Genomic DNA, 16,227 nt, shown 5'->3' on the forward strand with positions numbered 1-16,227 from the left:
CGCCGCCGGGGCTGCCCGCGCGGACCCGAAACCGCTGCCCCGGGCGGTGCATTGTTCCCCGTCACGCCCCCGTGGCAGTCTTGTTCGATGCTGAACCTGCGACGCCCGGCACCCCCGACGGATCCCGCGGCCGATCGCGAACGCTTCCGGCGCGCGCTGCTGTGGCCCTTCGTCGGGGTGATGACCCTGGTCCTGATCCACGCCCTGCAGGAACTGCTGGGCGCGGATTTCTCGCGTCTGGGCATCCTGCCGCGCGACGGCGTCGGCGCGCTGGGGATCTTCACCTCGCCCCTGATCCACGGATCCTGGGGGCACCTGATGGCCAACGCCCCCACCCTGTGGGTGCTGGGCATCCTCACGCTCTACGGCTTCCCGCAGGCCACGCGCACCGCGGTCCCGCTGATCTGGATCATGGGCGGGCTGGGGGTCTGGCTGTTCGCCCGCGAGGGCCTGCACATCGGCGCCAGCGGCCTGACCCACGGCCTGATGTTCTTTGCCGTGGTCATCGGCATCCGCCGCCGCGATGCGCTGTCCATCGCGCTGACGATCATCGTGCTGTTCCTCTACGGCAGCATGTTCTGGGGGGTGTTCCCGACCACCCCCGGGGTGTCGTTCGAGGCGCACCTGTTCGGCGGCACCGTGGGCGCGGTCTGCGGCTGGTTCCTGTACCGCCGCGACCCCTTCCCGGTGGCGCAGCGCTACGCCTGGGAAGAAGACCCCGACGACCCCACCGACGCGGAGACCCTGCGCAAGATCGAGCAGGGCCGCCTGGACGAGATCGAACCGCCCCGTCCCCGCGACGAGCACGGCCCCGACGACCCGCCCGACCGTCGGGATTAATCCCCGAAGGTCACCCGCAGACCCGCGCGCAGGGTCAGCCCCGGGGCGGGTTCGTAATGCCGTCCGAAGTTGGCGTTGATGCGAACGTTGTCGATGTTGTCGGCATCCAGCAGATTGTCCGCGCCAACGAAGGTCTCGATGTTCGCGCCGTTGCGCGTCCACTCGCGCCCGGCCCGCAGGTTGACCGTGGTCTGCGAGCCGACACGCTCGTCGTTGGCGTCGTCGGCGTAACGCGCCCCGGCGTGCAGCGCATCCGCGGTGACGAACCAGGGACCCTCGCGCCAGTCGGCCTCCAGGAACAGCTGTTCGCGCGGCAGTCCGGGCAGCCGATTGCCGTCGTGGCGCACGCCGTCGACGTCTTCGTATTTTCGAAAGCGGAAATGATTGAGGGTGAAGGCGCTGCTCAGGGTCCATTGCGGCGTCGCCTGCCAGTCCAGCGCCAGCTCCAGCCCGTCGCGCGCGGTGCGACCGGCATTGGTGTAGAAGTCCCGGTCCCCCTCGCCCTCGATCTGGAAGGGCGTGATCTCGTCGCGCACCCGCGTGCTCCAGAGCACCGCCTCCCAGCCGAACGCACCCTGTTCCCCGCGCCAGCCCAGTTCCAGGCTGCGAGCCTTCTGCGGCTCGAGGTCCGGGTTGAAGCCGCCTCCGCCCCCGGGATTGGCAAATTCCGTGAAGGTCGGGGTCTCGAAATTGGTGGCCACGTTCACCCACGCCCGCTGTCCCGGGCGGAAATGCCACACCAGCCCGGCCATCAGGCTCTCCTCGCGGAAGGTGCGGCCATCGGAACGATCCGGCTCGCCGACGCCCTCGGAAAAGTCATCATCGATGCTGAAACGAATACGATCGTGGCGCGCCCCCAGCACCAGGTTCCAGTCCTCGCCGAGCAGGGTGTCGGTATGCAGGAAGGCGCCACGCGTACGGGCACGTTCGGTCTGTTCCAGGGCAAGGTTGGTGACGGGATCATTCGGGTCCGCGGAACAACCGGGAGCCTCGTCATCTTCCTCGGGATCACGGTCGAACAGCTGTCCGGCGGAACAGCGTCGCGTCCGCTCGTCGCGCTGTTCCTCCAGATCCACGCCCGCCAGCCAGCGCGTCGGCCCGAGATCGCCCTCCAGCTGGGCATTCAGCCCGTAGAAGTCCCGCTCGTAGGCCACCCGGCTCGACCCCGGGAACGGCAGCTGCTGGGCGTAGTCGCGCTGCGTCCAGAATCCCCCGACGCGCAGCTCGGCGTCCCCCACCGGCTGTTCCCAGCGTAGCCCGGCGGTCAACTGTTCGGCCTCCTGGGTCGCATCCAGCAACTCGGCGTTCGGGGCGGCCTGGCGCCGGTTCGCGCGCAGCTCGTCGCGGGTCAGCCCGCCCGGGTCGTCTGTGCGCGGGGCGTCCAGGTAGCGCAGGTGGGCACGCAGCGTGCCGTCGCCCAGTTCGCTTGCCGTATGCAGGCGCAGATAGCGCTTTTCCGCCCGCGACTGGTCCCGATAACCATCCATGCGGAAATCGTGCGCGGTCAGCGAGTAGCGGTGTTCGCCGAGATCCGCCTCGCTGGTCGCCTCCAGCCGGCGGAAACCGTGCGAGCCCGCCAGCACCCCGCCGCCATGCCCGCGGGGCTCGCTGCCGTCGCGGGTGCGGATCGAGATCACCCCGCCCGAGGCATTGCCGTACAGCGCCGCGCTGGGCCCGCGCAGCACCTCGATGTCGCGGATGTTCAGCAGGTCGATCGCATCCACCTGCGACTGCCCGTCCGGCGTGGTCTCGGGGATCCCGTCCTGCAGGATGCGCAACCCGCGCACGCCGAACGGCGCCCGCGAGCCGAAACCGCGGATGGAGATGCGCACATCCTGCGCGAAGTTGTGGCGGTTCTGCGCGAACACCCCCGGAACGCGATTCAGGGCCTCGTCCAGCTGCAGCCCCTGGCGCCCCTCGGTGGCCTGACGCCCGTCCACCCGGGTGACCGAGGCCGGCAGCTCCGCCAGCGGTGTCGTCAGCCGCGGCGCCGTCACCTCCACCGGATCCAGTACCGGCACATCGTCGCCGGCCGCGGCCGCCGGGACCGCCAGACCGGACACACCCAGGGCCGGCAACATCAGAAAAAACAAACGCGCCATCGGGCCGGCCCCCATGACTTCGGCGAGGCCCCGCACCGTGCTCTCCGTCATCGCCGCGCCTCCAGAATCACGCGTCAGCCACACCGACCCGGAACGCCTCTCACGGAGCAGGACATTCCCCGCTGCGCTCACTCTTTGCGCAGGTGCTCGTTGACGAAGCGGGTCACGCGGACCATGGCATCGCGCGCGGCCAGGTCATCGGCAAAGGTGCGGTTGTCGCCGTTGCGGAAGTCGAAGCCGCGACCCACGCCCGGGTACTCGATCCACGTGACGTCGCCACCACGATCCTTGAGCCCGTCGGCAGCCATCTTTGCGGTCCGGTGGCGCTGGTACTGCTCCTCGTCGCCGATCAGGATCATCACCGGGATCTCCAGCTGATTGAATTCGCTGGCATAACGATACACCTGGTGGGGTTCGCCCAGGTTGGGGTCCTGCACATGCGGGTAATAGCCCGCCCAGCAGGCCACGTCGTCCACCTGGCGTTCATGGGTCACCGCGACCTTGAGGGTCTTGTACCCGCCCCGGGTGATCGACACCAGGCAGGCGCGGTCGCCGAGGATGTCTTCCCGCGCGAGCAGCTCGTCCAGACCGCGGTCCAGATCCCCTTCCAGTTCGTAGTCGTGATCCAGCGGGTGGGTCTCGATGAAACGACCGGTATAGAGGTCCGGCGCCAGCACCACGAATCCGCGTGCGGCGAGGCGTTTCACGTGCAGCTCGGCCAGATGGTCCAGCCCGCGCCGCCCGTGCGACCACAGGATGGCCGGATAGTCCTCGCCGTCGGCCGGGCGCGCGACCATCGCCGGAACGATCACGTCGTCACGCTCGTATTCCAGGCGTTCGACCTCGACCTCGTGGTTCTCGATGTCGGGATTCAGCTGGCCTTCCTGCCACCAGCCATCGTCCCACCACCACTGGCCGTCGCCGGTCTGCGCCTCGTCGGCCGCAAGCGGCCCCGCCATCATGCCGGCCAGAAACGCGCCCGCGATACCCCGTACCATCGCTCCCTTCATGCTCTTCCCCCGCTGGTTGCAGCTCATGGTTCACTTTGCATCGAAAGATAGACGCAACGGACCGCCTTCGCCGTCCATGACGCCCGACCCTTGCGCCCGGGCCCGGTATCCGCTAGTATCCGCGATCTTTCGTCCCGACCCGAACATCTGGAGTAGCCCCGATGTCCCGAGTATGTCAGGTGACGGGCAAGCGCCCGGCTACCGGTAACAATGTCTCGCATTCCCAGCGGAAGACGCGGCGTCGCTTCCTGCCGAACCTGCACACCCATCGTTTCTGGGTGGAAAGCGAAAAGCGGTTCGTGAAGCTGCGCCTGAGCAGCAAGGGCATGCGCATCATCGACAAGCGCGGCATCGAGGCAGTCCTGGCCGACTGCCGGGCCCGCGGCGAAAAGGTCTAAGGAGGCAGCACGATGGCAGCCAAGAACCAGGGGCGCGAAAAGATCCGGCTGGTCTCCAGCGCCGGCACGGGTCACTTCTACACCACGTCCAAGAACAAGCGGAACATGCCCGAAAAGATGGAGATCAAGAAGTTCGATCCCGTCATCCGCCAGCACGTGATGTACAAGGAAGCCAAGATCAAGTAAGCGCGGCCCGTCGCGCGCGCATGAAAAAAGCCCGGCCATGCCGGGCTTTTTTGTGGCCGGACTTCGGCCGGGGCGGTGTCAGCTGCCGTCGCCCTGCGCCTCCACCACGTCTTCGGCCCAGCGGGTCATCAGCTTGCCCCAGCGATGGGCCGTGGCCGGATCCAGTTCGATCTTGGTGTAGCGTTCGCCATCGCGGATAATGACCCGCAACAGGGGCATCCCGGAGTCGTGCAGGATCTGGCGCAGCTCCACGATCTCCCCGAACGGCGCGTTGATGGAATCCATGTCGCGTTTCCTCTTGTTGCGGCCCGTGTCCCGCAGGAAGGACCGATCCACATCGTTTGCAGACAATAAGCATGCAGCCAATATTTGTCGGACGGCAACCCATTTTCGATGGCGAGGAACGCATCATCGGGTTCGAACTGTTGTTCCGGGCCGGGGCCAACGCCAGCGAGGCAAACGTGGTGGACGGAGATCTGGCGACCTCCGACCTGCTGCACAGCGCCTTCATCGACATTGGCATGAAGAACCTTGTCGGGGACCATCTGGCCTTCGTCAATCTGCCGCGCGGATTTCTGGATCACGAGGTCCTGCTCAGCCTGCCGCCCGAACAGGTAGTGCTCGAGATCCTCGAGGACATCGTGGTGGACGACGAGGTGATCGCCGCGGTTCGCCGCCTGAAAGAACTCGGCTTTCGCATCGCCCTGGACGACTACCAGTTCCGCGAACAGGATTCGCCGCTGATCGAGCTGGCGGATATCGTGAAACTCGACCTGCTCGCCTTCGACGGTCCCGGCCTGCGCGCGGAGCTCGAGCGCCTGCGGCCGTTCGACGTGGAGCTGCTCGCCGAGAAGGTCGAGGATGCAGCCACCTACGAGACCTGCCGGGAACTCGGCTTCGTGTATTACCAGGGCTTTTTCCTGTCCTACCCCAACGTGGTGGAGGGCCAGCGCCTGGAGCAGCTGGAAGTCGGCCTGCTGCAACTGATCGAGAAACTGCAGGACCCGGAGATGTCGGCCGAGCAGCTGGCTGTGCAGATCAATGCCCACCCCGACCTGGCCATCCATGTGCTGCGCCAGGCCAACAGCCCGCTGCTGCGTCACCGCCGTCCGATCGAGACCCTGCGCGAGGCGATCATGCTGCTGGGGACCGACCGCGTACGCTCACTGGCGATGGTTGCCGCCCTGCGCACCAGCACCCCGCAGCGCCAGGGCCTGGAGCAGGTCATGATCCGGGCGCGCATGGCCGCACTGCTGGCCGCGCCCTCGGGCGTACCGAACGAGTCCGAGCGCTACTTCACCCTCGGCCTGCTGTCGGGGCTGGACCGGGTGCTGGGCATTCCGCTGCACCGGGTGCTCGGCGAACTCAACCTGAGCCCGGCGATGGAGGACGCTCTACTGGAGCAAAGCGGCGAGCTGGGCGCCGTACCCCGGATCATCGAGACCTTCGAGGACCCGGACCGGCGGTTCCCGTTCGAGGTTTCACCGGTGTCGCCCCAGGTCGCCGGGCGACTGTACATGGAAGCGGTACGCTGGACGGAGAGCATGCTGGTGGAGATGCAGGGAGCGAGCAGCACATGACCATTGATCTGGATACACGCCTGGTACCGGCGGATACCGCATCCGCAGAGCCCGCAGGCCTGAGCCTGCGGCCCGCGAACGATCCGGGTATCCGCTGCGCGGGAGCGAACGGCACGACCCTGGCGATCGACCCGGGGCTGGCCTCGCTGGATCCCGCCCCACCGGAGGAGCGCTGGTTCGCCGGGGCGGCGAGCAATGCCCCGTCCGGAGAAGGGGGCCTTTACCGGAGGGTCTGCGGCGACGTCCTGTTCATTGCGCGTGAAGGCCCCGACGACGACCTGCGCGAACGCACCCGGGACGTATACCGGGACCTGGTCGCGGCCTGCCGCGAGGCGGGTTATCCGTACCTGCTGCGCATGTGGAACTTCTTCGGCCGCATCCACGAGCCGGAGAAGGGGCTCGAACGCTATCAGGCCTTCTGCACCGGGCGCGCCGAGGCCCTGGAGGCCCTGGAGATCCCCCTGGGCGGCATGCCCGCCGCCACCGCGATCGGGTCCGACCACGCCGGCCTGTTCGTGCATGCGATCGCCGCGCGCGAACCCGGAACCCCGGTGGAGAACCCGCGCCAGGTCAGCGCGTACCACTATCCCCAACGCTACAGTCCGAAGAGCCCCAGCTTTGCCCGTGCCACCCGCATCGAGACGCCGCGCGGCCCGATGCTGCTGATCTCCGGCACCGCCAGCATCACCGGGCACGAGAGCCGGCATCCGGGTGATATCGCCGCGCAGACCCGCGAGACCCTGGCCAACCTGGACACCCTGCACGCCGAGGGCGGCGCCGATCTGCCCGGTCTGCGCTGGCTGCGGGTCTATCTGCGCCACCCGGAACATCGCGACACCGTGGAGGCGATCCTGCGCGAGCACTACGGTGCCCGCACCCCGCCGGTGCAATGGGTACGCGGCGATGTCTGCCGCCAGGAGCTGCTGATCGAGGTCGAGGGCGTGCATGCCTGAGCTGCCGGAGGTGGAGACCACCCGGCGCGGCCTCGAACCCCTGCTTCGCGAACGGCGCATCCTGCAACTCGAAGTTCGCGACGCGCGCCTGCGCTGGCCGGTCCCGGCGGATCTCCCGGCGCGGATCGCCGGCGCCACCGTGCGCGGCCTGCGGCGGCGGGCCAAATACCTGCTGCTGGATACCGATGCCACCGGGCTGCTGCTGCATCTGGGGATGTCCGGCAGCCTGCGCCACTGTACGCCGGACACGCCGCTACGGCGTCACGATCACCTGAGTCTGGTCCTCGACAGCGGCAGCGAGATCCGTCTGCATGATCCGCGGCGCTTCGGCTGCTGCCTGCCACTCGACCCCGCGCCGGACGGCGGCCCCGCCACCCATCCGCTGCTGGAGGGTCTGGGGCCGGAACCGCTGGAGGCGGACATGGACGGCGACTACCTGTTCCGGCGCAGCCGCGGCCGCCGCGGCCCGGTCAAGGCCTTTCTGATGGATCAGGCCACGGTGGTCGGCGTTGGCAACATCTACGCCACCGAGGCACTGTTTCTGGCGGGTGTGCGCCCCGGCCGCGCGGCCGGCCGCGTGACCCGCGCGGAATACCAGCGCCTGGCCGAACACGTAAAGGCCGTACTCGCCGCTGCCATCGAGCGTGGCGGCACGACCCTGCGCGATTTCCTGCGCGAGGATGGCAGCCACGGCTATTTCCGTCAGGAGCTGCAGGTCTACGGCCGCGCCGGGGAGCCCTGCCGGGTCTGCGGCACGCCGATCCGCACCCGCAGCGTGGGCCAGCGGGCCAGCGCCTACTGCCCGAGCTGCCAGCGCTGACCCGGCTCAGCGGCTCAGCGGCCGAAGACGCGCGCCTCGCCCTCGCCGCGCGGATCCGAAGCCGCCTCCAGCCGTCCGGCCTCGCGCTCCCACAGCACCGCCTGCATGTCGCCGAACGGGCGCACCTGCGGGGTCAGGCGATGGCCGCGCTGCACCAGCTTGCCGCGCAGCTCGGTGTCGAAGGCCCCGGTCTCGAATTCGACCCGGTCGGGCAGGTACTGGTGGTGCCAGCGCGGGGCCTCCACCACCTCGTCGATCGACTGACCGTCGACCACACCGAGGATGCCGTGCAGCACCATGGTGATGATGCGGCTGCCCCCGGGCGTGCCGAGGATGGCCACGCGATCGCCGGTGTCCACGAAGGTGGGGCTCATGGATGACAGCGGCCGCCGCTGCGGGGCGATGGCATTGGCCTCGAAGCCGATCAGGCCGTAGGCGTTGGGCTCGCCCGGCTTGGCGGAGAAGTCGTCCATCTCGTTGTTCAACAGGACGCCGGTGCCCGGGACCACATAGCCGGAGCCGAACGGGTAATTCAGTGTCAGGGTCGCGGCCACGCGGTTGCCATCGGCATCCATCACCGAGAAATGCGTGGTCTGCGGGCTCTCCGCCGCGCCATCGGCCCCGGGACGGTTCTCCGGCTCCACCACCGGTGGCAGGCCTTCGCTGGGCGTCGCCTGGTCGGGGTGGATGCCGGCGCGCAGGCCGGCGGCATAGTCACGTGACAGCAGCCGCTGCAGCGGCATGTCGACATGATCCGGATCGCCCAGGTACTCGGCGCGGTCACGGTAGGCCCGGCGCATCGCCTCCAGGATCAGATGGATGCGGGCGTCCTCCTCCATCGCGTCCAGATCGTGGAAGGACAGGATGTTGAGGATCTGGCCGATGGCCACACCCCCGGAGGACGGCGGCGCGGCGGTCACGATCTCGGCGCCGTTCCACTCCAGGCGCACCGGGTCGCGCTCCACGACCTCGTAGCCCGCGAGGTCCTCGGTGCTCCAGATCCCTCCGGCCTCGCGCACGCCCTCCACCAGGGTCTGCGCCAGCTCGCCGGTGTAAAAGCCGTCACGGCCCTCGTCCGCTAGGCGCCGCAGGGTGTCGGCCAGATCGGGCTGCACCAGCTCCGTGCCGGCCTCCGGCGGCCCGCCACCGCGCAGGAAGATCGTCCCGGCATCGGCGCCGTCGCGCAGCGCCTGGTGCCGGAACTCGACCATCTGCTGATAACGCGGCCCGACGGTCACGCCTTCCTCCGCCAGGTGGATCGCCGGGGCCAGGCTGCGCTCCAGCGACAGTGCACCGTATTCCGTCGCCAGATGATCCATGCCCGCCGGCATCCCGGGGATGCCGGCCGCCAGCACCCCGTCCAGCGACAGCCCGTCGATGACCTCGCCGTCCTCGTCCAGGTACATGTCGCGATCGGCCGCGGCGGGCGCGGTCTCGCGCGCATCCAGCATCAGCGTGCGGTCGCTGTGCGCCTCGTGCAGCAGAAAGAAGCCCCCGCCGCCGAGCCCGGAGCCGTAGGGCTCCGCCACGCCCAGCGCCGCAGTGATCGCCACCGCTGCGTCGAACGCATTGCCGCCGTCAGCGAGGATCGCCTCGCCGGCCGCGGTGGCCTCGGGGTGGGCGGTGGCGACGGCGTGTTCGCCGGGCGTGTCCGCGGGCCCGGCAACGACCGGGGCAGCCAGCGGGGCCGCAAGCAGCCCGAACAGCGTGACGGACAGGAGGTGGCGGCGCATGACGGGCGCCCCGGCTACTTCGCCGCCATCAGGGCTTCGTATTTCGTCATCAGCTGCTCGCGGGTCTCCTTGTGATCCGGATCCAGGGGGATGCAGTCCACCGGGCAGACCTGCTGGCACTGCGGCTCGTCGTAATGCCCCACGCACTCGGTGCACAGGTTGGGATCGATCTCGTAGATCTCGTCGCCCGGGTAGATGGCCTCGTTCGGGCACTCGGGTTCGCAGACGTCACAATTGATGCATTCGTCGGTGATCATCAGGGCCATGGCTTTTCCTCCTCGGGCCAGGAAGGGGTGCGAGCGGTCAGTCGGCCACCCCGGGATCCCGGGCCAGCATGCGCGCCACCCCGGGGCTCACGAATTTTGAGACATCGCCGCCCAGGCGCGCGATTTCCCGTACCAGACTGGACGAGACAAAGCTGTATTCCTCGGCGGGTGTCAGGAACAGAGTTTCGACCTCCGGCGCCAGCTGGCGGTTCATCGCGGCCAGCTGGAATTCGTGCTCGAAGTCGGAAACCGCACGCAGGCCGCGCAGGATCACCGTGGCCTGCTGTTCGCGCACGAAATGGGCCAGCAGGGAGTCGAACCCGATCACCTCCACCCGCGGAACGTCCTTCAGCGCCTCGCGGGTCTGTTCCACGCGGGTCTCCAGCGGGAACGCCGGGCTCTTGCCGGGGTTCGCGGCCACCGCCACCACCACCCGGTCGAACAGGCAGGCGCCGCGACGCACGATGTCGGTGTGCCCGTGAGTAACGGGATCGAAGGTCCCGGGATAGATGGCGGTAATCGGCATGCGGCTCGCAGACAGTCCGGTTCGGGGGCGCCATTACACCGCAACCCGCCGCCGGAGGGAAACTCGCGGGTCGCCGGCGGGCCGACAGACGCCGGGCAAAGGGCTACACTGCGGCCCACATTCACGCCGGGCCGACCGGGAGACACGCATGACCGACGACTACCGCCCGCCGCTGGCCGACTACTGGGACGAACTGGAATCCCGTTACGGCGGCGGCTTCAACTTCCAGCAGATCAGCCGCGAGGAACTGGATCAGCTGATCGGGCACCTGCGCCAGGCCGTGAACCAGGACCCGCAGGTGACCGAGGTGGAAAAACAGAACCTCGCCCTGGTGCTCAAGCACGCCGAGGAAAGCCGCAAGCGGCGCAAGGGCTGAACACCCCGACCCCGAGGGTTCGCGTGCGAGCACGCTTGTATGTTTACTCGTGGCAGGCGAACCGGGCGCCCGAGCGCGCTCCCGCAGATGGGGCGATACAAACGGAAAGGTGGGAGCCTGCTTGCAGGCGAACGGGACAGGCTCAGCGGTCGATCAGACTGCGGATCACCTCGCCGGCTGCGGTCAGGCCGAACAGCGCCGGCAAATAGGAGATGGTGCCGTTCACCGAGCGCGGCCGCCCGCCCAGCGGCCCGTCCACCGGCCGGTGCTCGGTGCCCTTGCTCGGGTTCTCGATGGAGAACACCACCGGATAATCCAGCCGCGCATCCAGCCGGCGCAGGCGCTTGCGCATCTGCCGCGCCAGCGGGCACACCCGGGTGCCGTCCAGCGGCCCCACGCGCACCGCGCGCGGGTCGATACGGCCGCCGGCCCCCATGGCCGAGATCACCCGCACCCCGCGGGCCTGCGCGCCGGCCACCAGGGCCGCCTTGCAGGCGATGGAATCGATCGCGTCCAGCACGTAATCGGCATCCTCCGGGATCAGCTCCGCGACCGTGTCCGGGTTGAGGAATTCGCGCCGCACGGTCACCGCGATCCCCGGATCGATGTCGCGGATGCGTTCGGCCATCACGTCGGTCTTGGGATGCTGCACCGTGGAGCGCAGGGCCACCAGCTGGCGATTGAGATTGGACGGCGCGACCACATCGTGGTCGACCAGGGTCATGCGGCCGACCCCGGCACGGGCGACGGCCTCCGCGGCATAGCTGCCAACCCCGCCCAGCCCGGCAATGAAGACATGCTGGTCGCGCAGGCCGGCAGTGACATCCGCCCCCAGCAGGAGATCGGTGCGTTCGGTATAGGCGTCGTGTGGCAGTTCGTCAGTGCCGCTCATTGGTCCGGACCGTATCCAGCCGGAAAACCCGGCGTGCATTCCGGGTTGTGAGTATAGCGGTACTGACGGGGTCCGTGTTGCGCAAACGCGCCACGGCCGCGTTGACCCCGGCGATCATCGCCGGTTCGTTGCGCTCGCCGCGATGCCCGGCCAGCGGCTGGTCCGGCGCGTCGGTCTCCAGCACCAGGGCCTCCTCCGGCAGGTCGCGCACGATCCGCTGCAGGCGCCGCGCACGATCGAAGGTCACCGGCCCGCCGAACCCCAGCACGCAGCCCAGATTCACCGCCTGTCGCGCCTGCTGTTCGCTGCCGGAGAAACTGTGCAGGATGGCGGTCACGCCCGGGTACTGGCGCAGCCCCTTGAGGATCGCATCCACCGCGCGCCGGCAGTGCAGAATCACCGGCAGGTCGTGATTACGCGCGATGGCCAGCTGCGCGGTGTAGAACCGCCACTGGGTATCGAAGTCGAGCTCCGCCACGAAGCCATCAAGCCCGGTCTCGCCCACCGCCACCGCCTGTGGATCGGCATCCAGGGCGGCGTCCAGGACGTCCAGATCCGCGTCGGCGTGCTGTTCGAGAAACACCGGATGCAGGCCGCGGGCCACATACAGCCCCGGCTCGCGGCGAGCCAGGGCATCCATGTCCGCCCAGCGGTCACGGGTCACGCCGGGCAGGACCATCTGCGTGACCCCGGCGGCGCGGGCGCGATCCAGCACCGCCGGGCGGTCCGGATCGAACGGATCCAGATCGAGATGGACGTGGGTGTCGAACAGTTCCACGCCGCCGCCCCCGGGCTATGGGCTGGGGTAGGTGTAGCGGGCGTGGATGTCCTCGATGGCCTGCAGGATCTCGTCGGACAGGGCCACGTTCACCGAGTCGATGTTCTCGCGCAGCTGTTCCATGGTGGTCGCACCGATCAGGTTGCTGGTCACGAACGGCTGCCGGTTGACGAAGGCCAGCGCCAGCTGGGTCGGCGTCAGGCCATGGCTCTCGGCCAGCCGGGCGTATTCCTCGGTGGACGCCAGCGCCTGCGGGTTGCTGTAGCGCTGGAAGCGCTCGTACAGCGTCAGCCGCGCCCCCTCGGGCTTGCGCCCCTCGCGGTACTTGCCGGAGAGCATGCCGAAGGCCAGCGGGGAGTAGGCCAGCAGGCCCGCATCCTCGCGGATCGCCATCTCGGCGAGACCGGCCTCGAAGCTGCGGTTCAGCAGGCTGTAGGGGTTCTGGATGGAAACGATGCGCTCGGCCAGCCCGCGCTCGTGCTGGCGCAGCCATTCCATGAAACCCCAGGGCGTCTCGTTGGAGATGCCGATGTAGCGCACCCGCCCGCTGGCGACCACGTCCTTCAGCGCGGCGGCGGTCTCCTCGATCGGCGTGGCCCGGTCGTCCGGATCGTGGACGTAGCCCAGCTTGCCGAAGAAATTGGTCGAGCGCGCCGGCCAGTGCACCTGATAGAGGTCGATGCAGTCGGTCTGCAGGCGTTCGAGGCTGGCATCCACCGCCTGTTCGACGTGCTCGCGGGTCAGCTGCGTGCCGCCGCGCAGATAGTCCATGCCCGGCCCGGCGACCTTGGAGGCCAGCACCACGCGGTCGCGGCAGCCGCGCGAGCGCAGCCAGTTGCCGATGTAGCGCTCGGTCAGCCCCTGGGTCTCGGCCCGCGGCGGCACCGGGTACATCTCCGCCGCGTCAATCAGGTTGATGCCGCGCTCCAGCGCATAGTCCAGCTGCTCGAAGGCTTCAGCCTCGGTGTTCTGCTCGCCCCAGGTCATGGTGCCCAGGCCGATCAGGCTCACGTCGATGCCGGTGCGTCCCAGCTTGCGGTATTCCATGACCATCCCCCTGCGACGGATTCAAGTAAACAGTGTCAGCACGCCTGTATAGGCGTACAGACGGTTGGAAAAGATTTCACCGTTGGCGAAGAAGCCCACCAGCGGCACGCCCCCCAGGGCCCGCTGCACGGTGCCCAGCTCGACGTCCGCGTGCACGAACTGATGCCGTCCGCGCCCCAGACAGGACACGTAGATCGCCCCGCGGATCCCTTCCGGGCACTGCTCACGGATCTGCTGCAGCATGCGCTCCAGGTCCTCGTGCGCCGACTGGCCGTCGCGGCGCACGAACAGCACCCGTGACCCCTGCTCCAGGGTCTCGCCCACGGCCAGTAGCTCCTGGTCCATATCGACGCCGGTGATATTGCGCACGCGATAGTCCCCGGTATCCGATCCGGGGATGGGGAACCCGATCTGGATGTACCCCAGGGCCCGCTTCAGATCGCGCGAAAGCACGTCGCCGATGATCCGCCGGAACGCCGGCAGTGCCGGTTCGCCATTAAGGCGGACGATGATGTTGCGCCAGGTCTCGGTCAGTTCGTGCTGCCCGGGCAGCGGCGTGCAGCCCTGGGTGTGGCGGGCCACCAGCGGCACGTCGTCGCGCAGCACGAGGCCGGTGATGCCCGAGCTCATCACGCCATCGGCGATCTGGACCGCGTCGTCCGCGCCGGAGTTGATCCCGCCGGTCGCGAACCATGCGGTCTCTTCGCCGATACGGGTCAGGATCCCCTCGACGTCTTCCAGGCGCGGATCGGCGTTGAGAATCAGTCGCGCCGGCGTGGCCGGATCGACAAAGCCCTCAAGGGCCCGGGTCAGTTCATCGAAGGAGCGCACCGGATGCCGGATCAGGCGCACGGAGTCCGCCGGCAACTCCCCGACCATCAGGGTGACGGCGGGATCGTCGTAATACTCGTGCTCGCGGCCCATGACCGCGATCCCCATGCCGCCGACGAAGTGATCGATGGGGGCCTTCTTGCGCAGCTCGCGCAGCAGCAGCCGGGCGTTACGCGCGATCTCGTCGGAGATGCAGATGAAACCCACGCGCACGCGGCCGTCCGGGGCCGGCGACAGCTCGCCAAGCTGACCGGCGAGTTCGGCGGCCAGTGTCCGGGGCTCGTCGCCTGTGGCACTGGCACAGAGGAAAGGTTCGGTCGCGCTCATAGTCCGAGATGCTCCAGCATGCTGAGGGCCTCGTTGTCCTCGACCGGAATACCGACCTCCGCCCGCATGTCTTCGTTCCCGACAAACTCCAGACGTGCATGATGACGCTCGTCCAGCTCCTCCAGGAACCAGGCGATCTCCGAGGGATGGACCACATGTTCGCCACGCACCAGATGCCGCGCCAGCACCACGTCCTCGCGAATGTCCAGGAACAGCGGCTGCGGCAGGTCCAGCGGCAGGATATGGGTCTGCACCAGCCATTCCACCGGAGTCGGCCGCTGGCCGGCCGGCAGGCGCCGGCTGTCGATGCGGAAATGCCCGCCACCCCCGGGCTGCTTGAGCAGCTCCTCCAGCCAGTCACCGGGAAAGCCCTGGTGAACGATCAGTGAACGCCCGGTGTAGCGGGCACGGAAACGCTCCATCTGGCGGGCCAGGCGCGGGCCGAATATTCCGAACACGGCGACTCCGTTCTTTCGGGAACAGGCGAGCAATCCTATCCGAAACCGCCGGGGCATTGAAAAAGGGCGCCCCGGCTCCGTGCGATCCGGAGACAAAAAAGGGCCGCGACCCGAAGGTCGCGGCCCTGCTGCGAGCCCGGAGCCCGCGGGAGTGGCGAACATATCGCCACCGCCCGGAACCGCGATCAGCCGCGGCGCGCGAGCATGTCGTGGATGATCGGGGCGAGGATGACTTCCATCGCCTGGCTCATCTTGCCGCCCGGCACCACGAGGGTGTTGGTCCGCGACATGAAGGAGTCGGGGATCATGTTCAGCAGGTACGGGAAGTCCACGCCGAACTTCTTGGGGTCCTTGAAGCGGATCACCACCATGCTCTCGTCCGGGGTGGGGATATCCCGGGCGATGAACGGGTTGGAGGTGTCCACCGTCGGCACCCGCTGGAAGTTGATGTCGGTGCACGAGAACTGCGGGGTGATGTAGTTCACGTAGTCCGGCATGCGGCGCAGGATGGTATCCACGATCGCCTCGGCGGAATAACCGCGCTCGTCATTGTCACGGAAGATCTTCTGGATCCACTCGAGGTTCACGATCGGCACCACGCCAATGCCCAGATCCACGTACTGCGCCGCATTGACGCTCCCGTGCTGCACCAGACCGTGCAGACCCTCGTAGAACATCAGATCGGAGCCCGGCTCGATCTCCTCCCACGGGGTGAACTCACCCGGGCCGAGGTTGGTGCCGAGGCGCTGGTTGTGATGCTCGGCTTCCTCGTCGGAATGCAGGTAGTAGCGCTTCTCGCCCTGGCCGGTCTCGCCGTAGGTCTTGAACAGATCCTCGACGCGATCGAACAGATTGGCCTCGGGGCCGAAGTGCGAGAAGTGGTTGTTGCCCTCGTCGGCGGCCTTCTGCATGGCCTCCTTCATCGCCTTGCGGTCGTAGCGATGGAAGCTGTCACCCTCGATCACCACGGGGTTGATCTGCTCGCGGCGGAAGATCGACTCGAACGAGCGCTTCACGGTGGAGGTGCCGGCACCCGAAGAACCGGTGACGGCGATCACGGGATGTTTCTGGGACATGAGAGTCTCTCCTTACGCAATCAAGCGT

The 16,227-nt window shown here is 68.2% G+C and carries 19 protein-coding genes; 7 read left to right on the forward strand and 12 right to left on the reverse strand.

Annotated features, from left to right (window positions below):
• Nucleotides 1-87: 87 nt before the first annotated feature.
• The gene (locus tag G020_RS0110890) at nucleotides 88-840 is read left to right on the forward strand and encodes a rhomboid family intramembrane serine protease (RefSeq protein ID WP_024329584.1); all 753 of its coding nucleotides are present in this window, start codon (nucleotides 88-90) and stop codon (nucleotides 838-840) included.
• Here G020_RS0110890 and G020_RS0110895 read toward each other — a convergent pair.
• Together G020_RS0110895 and G020_RS0110900 are read right to left on the reverse strand one after the other, a co-directional pair.
• Nucleotides 837-2,957 carry a TonB-dependent receptor gene (locus G020_RS0110895; RefSeq protein ID WP_231363079.1) on the reverse strand — a complete coding sequence of 707 codons (2,121 nt, stop codon included), beginning with the start codon at nucleotides 2,955-2,957 and terminating at the stop codon, nucleotides 837-839. The two genes, G020_RS0110890 and G020_RS0110895, sit on opposite strands and share 4 nt — an antisense overlap.
• A 113-nt stretch (nucleotides 2,958-3,070) precedes the next feature.
• Nucleotides 3,071-3,940 (reverse strand): dienelactone hydrolase family protein, encoded by an 870-nt coding sequence (locus G020_RS0110900; protein ID WP_018947115.1) that lies wholly within the window; start codon nucleotides 3,938-3,940, stop codon nucleotides 3,071-3,073.
• Between the two features lie 173 nt (nucleotides 3,941-4,113).
• On the opposite strand from G020_RS0110900, the gene rpmB reads away from it, so the two are divergent.
• Both rpmB and rpmG read left to right on the forward strand, forming a co-directional pair.
• Entirely contained in the window at nucleotides 4,114-4,350 is a 237-nt protein-coding gene (rpmB, locus tag G020_RS0110905) for a 50S ribosomal protein L28 (RefSeq protein WP_024329587.1), read from the forward strand.
• A 12-nt stretch (nucleotides 4,351-4,362) separates the two neighbouring features.
• A complete protein-coding gene (rpmG, locus tag G020_RS0110910; protein WP_018869042.1) occupies nucleotides 4,363-4,536 on the forward strand; it encodes a 50S ribosomal protein L33 in 174 nt (57 codons plus the stop codon).
• A 78-nt stretch (nucleotides 4,537-4,614) separates the two neighbouring features.
• On the opposite strand, the gene G020_RS0110915 is transcribed toward rpmG, so the two are convergent.
• Nucleotides 4,615-4,821, reverse strand: coding sequence for a hypothetical protein (locus G020_RS0110915; protein WP_018947116.1), 207 nt, complete (start codon nucleotides 4,819-4,821; stop codon nucleotides 4,615-4,617).
• A 71-nt stretch (nucleotides 4,822-4,892) separates the two neighbouring features.
• Here G020_RS0110915 and G020_RS0110920 point away from each other — a divergent pair, with 71 nt between their 5' ends.
• From G020_RS0110920 to mutM, 3 genes are read left to right on the forward strand one after another with little or no spacing between them, the layout of a single operon-like run.
• Complete coding sequence (locus G020_RS0110920) at nucleotides 4,893-6,116, forward strand: EAL and HDOD domain-containing protein (protein WP_018947117.1); 1,224 nt, start codon at nucleotides 4,893-4,895, stop codon at nucleotides 6,114-6,116.
• Complete coding sequence (locus G020_RS0110925) at nucleotides 6,113-7,069, forward strand: hypothetical protein (RefSeq protein ID WP_024329588.1); 957 nt, start codon at nucleotides 6,113-6,115, stop codon at nucleotides 7,067-7,069. Before G020_RS0110920 ends, G020_RS0110925 begins: the two co-directional genes overlap by 4 nt.
• Nucleotides 7,062-7,889, forward strand: a complete 828-nt coding sequence (mutM, locus tag G020_RS0110930; protein WP_024329589.1) for a bifunctional DNA-formamidopyrimidine glycosylase/DNA-(apurinic or apyrimidinic site) lyase — start codon at nucleotides 7,062-7,064, stop codon at nucleotides 7,887-7,889. Before G020_RS0110925 ends, mutM begins: the two co-directional genes overlap by 8 nt.
• Before the next feature lie 14 nt (nucleotides 7,890-7,903).
• On the opposite strand, the gene ggt is transcribed toward mutM, so the two are convergent.
• Genes ggt through coaD form a run of 3 tightly spaced genes read right to left on the reverse strand, consistent with a single transcriptional unit; the run spans nucleotide 7,904 to nucleotide 10,414 of the window.
• Entirely contained in the window at nucleotides 7,904-9,622 is a 1,719-nt protein-coding gene (ggt, locus tag G020_RS0110935) for a gamma-glutamyltransferase (protein ID WP_024329590.1), read from the reverse strand.
• Between the two features lie 14 nt (nucleotides 9,623-9,636).
• Nucleotides 9,637-9,888 carry a YfhL family 4Fe-4S dicluster ferredoxin gene (locus G020_RS0110940; RefSeq protein ID WP_018869036.1) on the reverse strand — a complete coding sequence of 84 codons (252 nt, stop codon included), beginning with the start codon at nucleotides 9,886-9,888 and terminating at the stop codon, nucleotides 9,637-9,639.
• 37 nt (nucleotides 9,889-9,925) lie between these two features.
• Nucleotides 9,926-10,414 (reverse strand): pantetheine-phosphate adenylyltransferase, encoded by a 489-nt coding sequence (gene coaD / locus G020_RS0110945; RefSeq protein ID WP_018869035.1) that lies wholly within the window; start codon nucleotides 10,412-10,414, stop codon nucleotides 9,926-9,928.
• A gap of 148 nt (nucleotides 10,415-10,562) precedes the next feature.
• Here coaD and G020_RS0110950 point away from each other — a divergent pair, with 148 nt between their 5' ends.
• The gene (locus G020_RS0110950) at nucleotides 10,563-10,790 is read left to right on the forward strand and encodes a hypothetical protein (RefSeq protein ID WP_018947121.1); all 228 of its coding nucleotides are present in this window, start codon (nucleotides 10,563-10,565) and stop codon (nucleotides 10,788-10,790) included.
• Nucleotides 10,791-10,932: 142 nt separating this feature from the next.
• On the opposite strand, the gene G020_RS0110955 is transcribed toward G020_RS0110950, so the two are convergent.
• The 6 genes from G020_RS0110955 to G020_RS0110980 all read right to left on the reverse strand — a co-directional run bounded on the left by G020_RS0110955 (nucleotide 10,933) and on the right by G020_RS0110980 (nucleotide 16,199).
• The gene (locus G020_RS0110955) at nucleotides 10,933-11,682 is read right to left on the reverse strand and encodes a ThiF family adenylyltransferase (protein ID WP_024329591.1); all 750 of its coding nucleotides are present in this window, start codon (nucleotides 11,680-11,682) and stop codon (nucleotides 10,933-10,935) included.
• Nucleotides 11,669-12,460 (reverse strand): TatD family hydrolase, encoded by a 792-nt coding sequence (locus G020_RS0110960; RefSeq protein WP_024329592.1) that lies wholly within the window; start codon nucleotides 12,458-12,460, stop codon nucleotides 11,669-11,671. Before G020_RS0110960 ends, G020_RS0110955 begins: the two co-directional genes overlap by 14 nt.
• 15 nt (nucleotides 12,461-12,475) lie before the next feature.
• Nucleotides 12,476-13,507 carry an NADP(H)-dependent aldo-keto reductase gene (locus G020_RS0110965; RefSeq protein ID WP_019590540.1) on the reverse strand — a complete coding sequence of 344 codons (1,032 nt, stop codon included), beginning with the start codon at nucleotides 13,505-13,507 and terminating at the stop codon, nucleotides 12,476-12,478.
• A 21-nt stretch (nucleotides 13,508-13,528) separates the two neighbouring features.
• The gene (locus G020_RS0110970) at nucleotides 13,529-14,665 is read right to left on the reverse strand and encodes an FIST C-terminal domain-containing protein (protein WP_018947125.1); all 1,137 of its coding nucleotides are present in this window, start codon (nucleotides 14,663-14,665) and stop codon (nucleotides 13,529-13,531) included.
• Entirely contained in the window at nucleotides 14,662-15,123 is a 462-nt protein-coding gene (locus G020_RS0110975) for a hypothetical protein (RefSeq protein ID WP_024329593.1), read from the reverse strand. The genes G020_RS0110970 and G020_RS0110975 overlap by 4 nt, the downstream gene beginning before the upstream one ends.
• Nucleotides 15,124-15,308: 185 nt before the next feature.
• Complete coding sequence (locus G020_RS0110980) at nucleotides 15,309-16,199, reverse strand: phosphoribulokinase (protein WP_024329594.1); 891 nt, start codon at nucleotides 16,197-16,199, stop codon at nucleotides 15,309-15,311.
• Nucleotides 16,200-16,227 lie beyond the last annotated feature (28 nt).

This window comes from Thioalkalivibrio sp. ALR17-21 (assembly GCF_000420185.1).
Taxonomy (GTDB): Bacteria; Pseudomonadota; Gammaproteobacteria; order Ectothiorhodospirales; family Ectothiorhodospiraceae; genus Thioalkalivibrio; species Thioalkalivibrio halophilus.

Excerpts from the sequence above, each read along its gene's own strand:
- G020_RS0110940 (WP_018869036.1), bottom strand. The coding sequence starts at position 9,888 with ATGGCCCTGATGATCACCGACGAATGCATCAATTGTGACGTCTGCGAA.
- G020_RS0110925 (WP_024329588.1), top strand. The coding sequence starts at position 6,113 with ATGACCATTGATCTGGATACACGCCTGGTACCGGCGGATACCGCATCC.
- G020_RS0110920 (WP_018947117.1), top strand. The coding sequence starts at position 4,893 with ATGCAGCCAATATTTGTCGGACGGCAACCCATTTTCGATGGCGAGGAA.
- rpmB (WP_024329587.1), top strand. The coding sequence starts at position 4,114 with ATGTCCCGAGTATGTCAGGTGACGGGCAAGCGCCCGGCTACCGGTAAC.
- G020_RS0110970 (WP_018947125.1), bottom strand. The coding sequence starts at position 14,665 with ATGAGCGCGACCGAACCTTTCCTCTGTGCCAGTGCCACAGGCGACGAG.
- G020_RS0110900 (WP_018947115.1), bottom strand. The coding sequence starts at position 3,940 with ATGGTACGGGGTATCGCGGGCGCGTTTCTGGCCGGCATGATGGCGGGG.
- G020_RS0110965 (WP_019590540.1), bottom strand. The coding sequence starts at position 13,507 with ATGGAATACCGCAAGCTGGGACGCACCGGCATCGACGTGAGCCTGATC.
- G020_RS0110955 (WP_024329591.1), bottom strand. The coding sequence starts at position 11,682 with ATGAGCGGCACTGACGAACTGCCACACGACGCCTATACCGAACGCACC.
- rpmG (WP_018869042.1), top strand. The coding sequence starts at position 4,363 with ATGGCAGCCAAGAACCAGGGGCGCGAAAAGATCCGGCTGGTCTCCAGC.
- G020_RS0110980 (WP_024329594.1), bottom strand. The coding sequence starts at position 16,199 with ATGTCCCAGAAACATCCCGTGATCGCCGTCACCGGTTCTTCGGGTGCC.
- G020_RS0110890 (WP_024329584.1), top strand. The coding sequence starts at position 88 with ATGCTGAACCTGCGACGCCCGGCACCCCCGACGGATCCCGCGGCCGAT.
- G020_RS0110915 (WP_018947116.1), bottom strand. The coding sequence starts at position 4,821 with ATGGATTCCATCAACGCGCCGTTCGGGGAGATCGTGGAGCTGCGCCAG.
- mutM (WP_024329589.1), top strand. The coding sequence starts at position 7,062 with ATGCCTGAGCTGCCGGAGGTGGAGACCACCCGGCGCGGCCTCGAACCC.
- coaD (WP_018869035.1), bottom strand. The coding sequence starts at position 10,414 with ATGCCGATTACCGCCATCTATCCCGGGACCTTCGATCCCGTTACTCAC.
- ggt (WP_024329590.1), bottom strand. The coding sequence starts at position 9,622 with ATGCGCCGCCACCTCCTGTCCGTCACGCTGTTCGGGCTGCTTGCGGCC.
- G020_RS0110950 (WP_018947121.1), top strand. The coding sequence starts at position 10,563 with ATGACCGACGACTACCGCCCGCCGCTGGCCGACTACTGGGACGAACTG.
- G020_RS0110895 (WP_231363079.1), bottom strand. The coding sequence starts at position 2,957 with ATGGGGGCCGGCCCGATGGCGCGTTTGTTTTTTCTGATGTTGCCGGCC.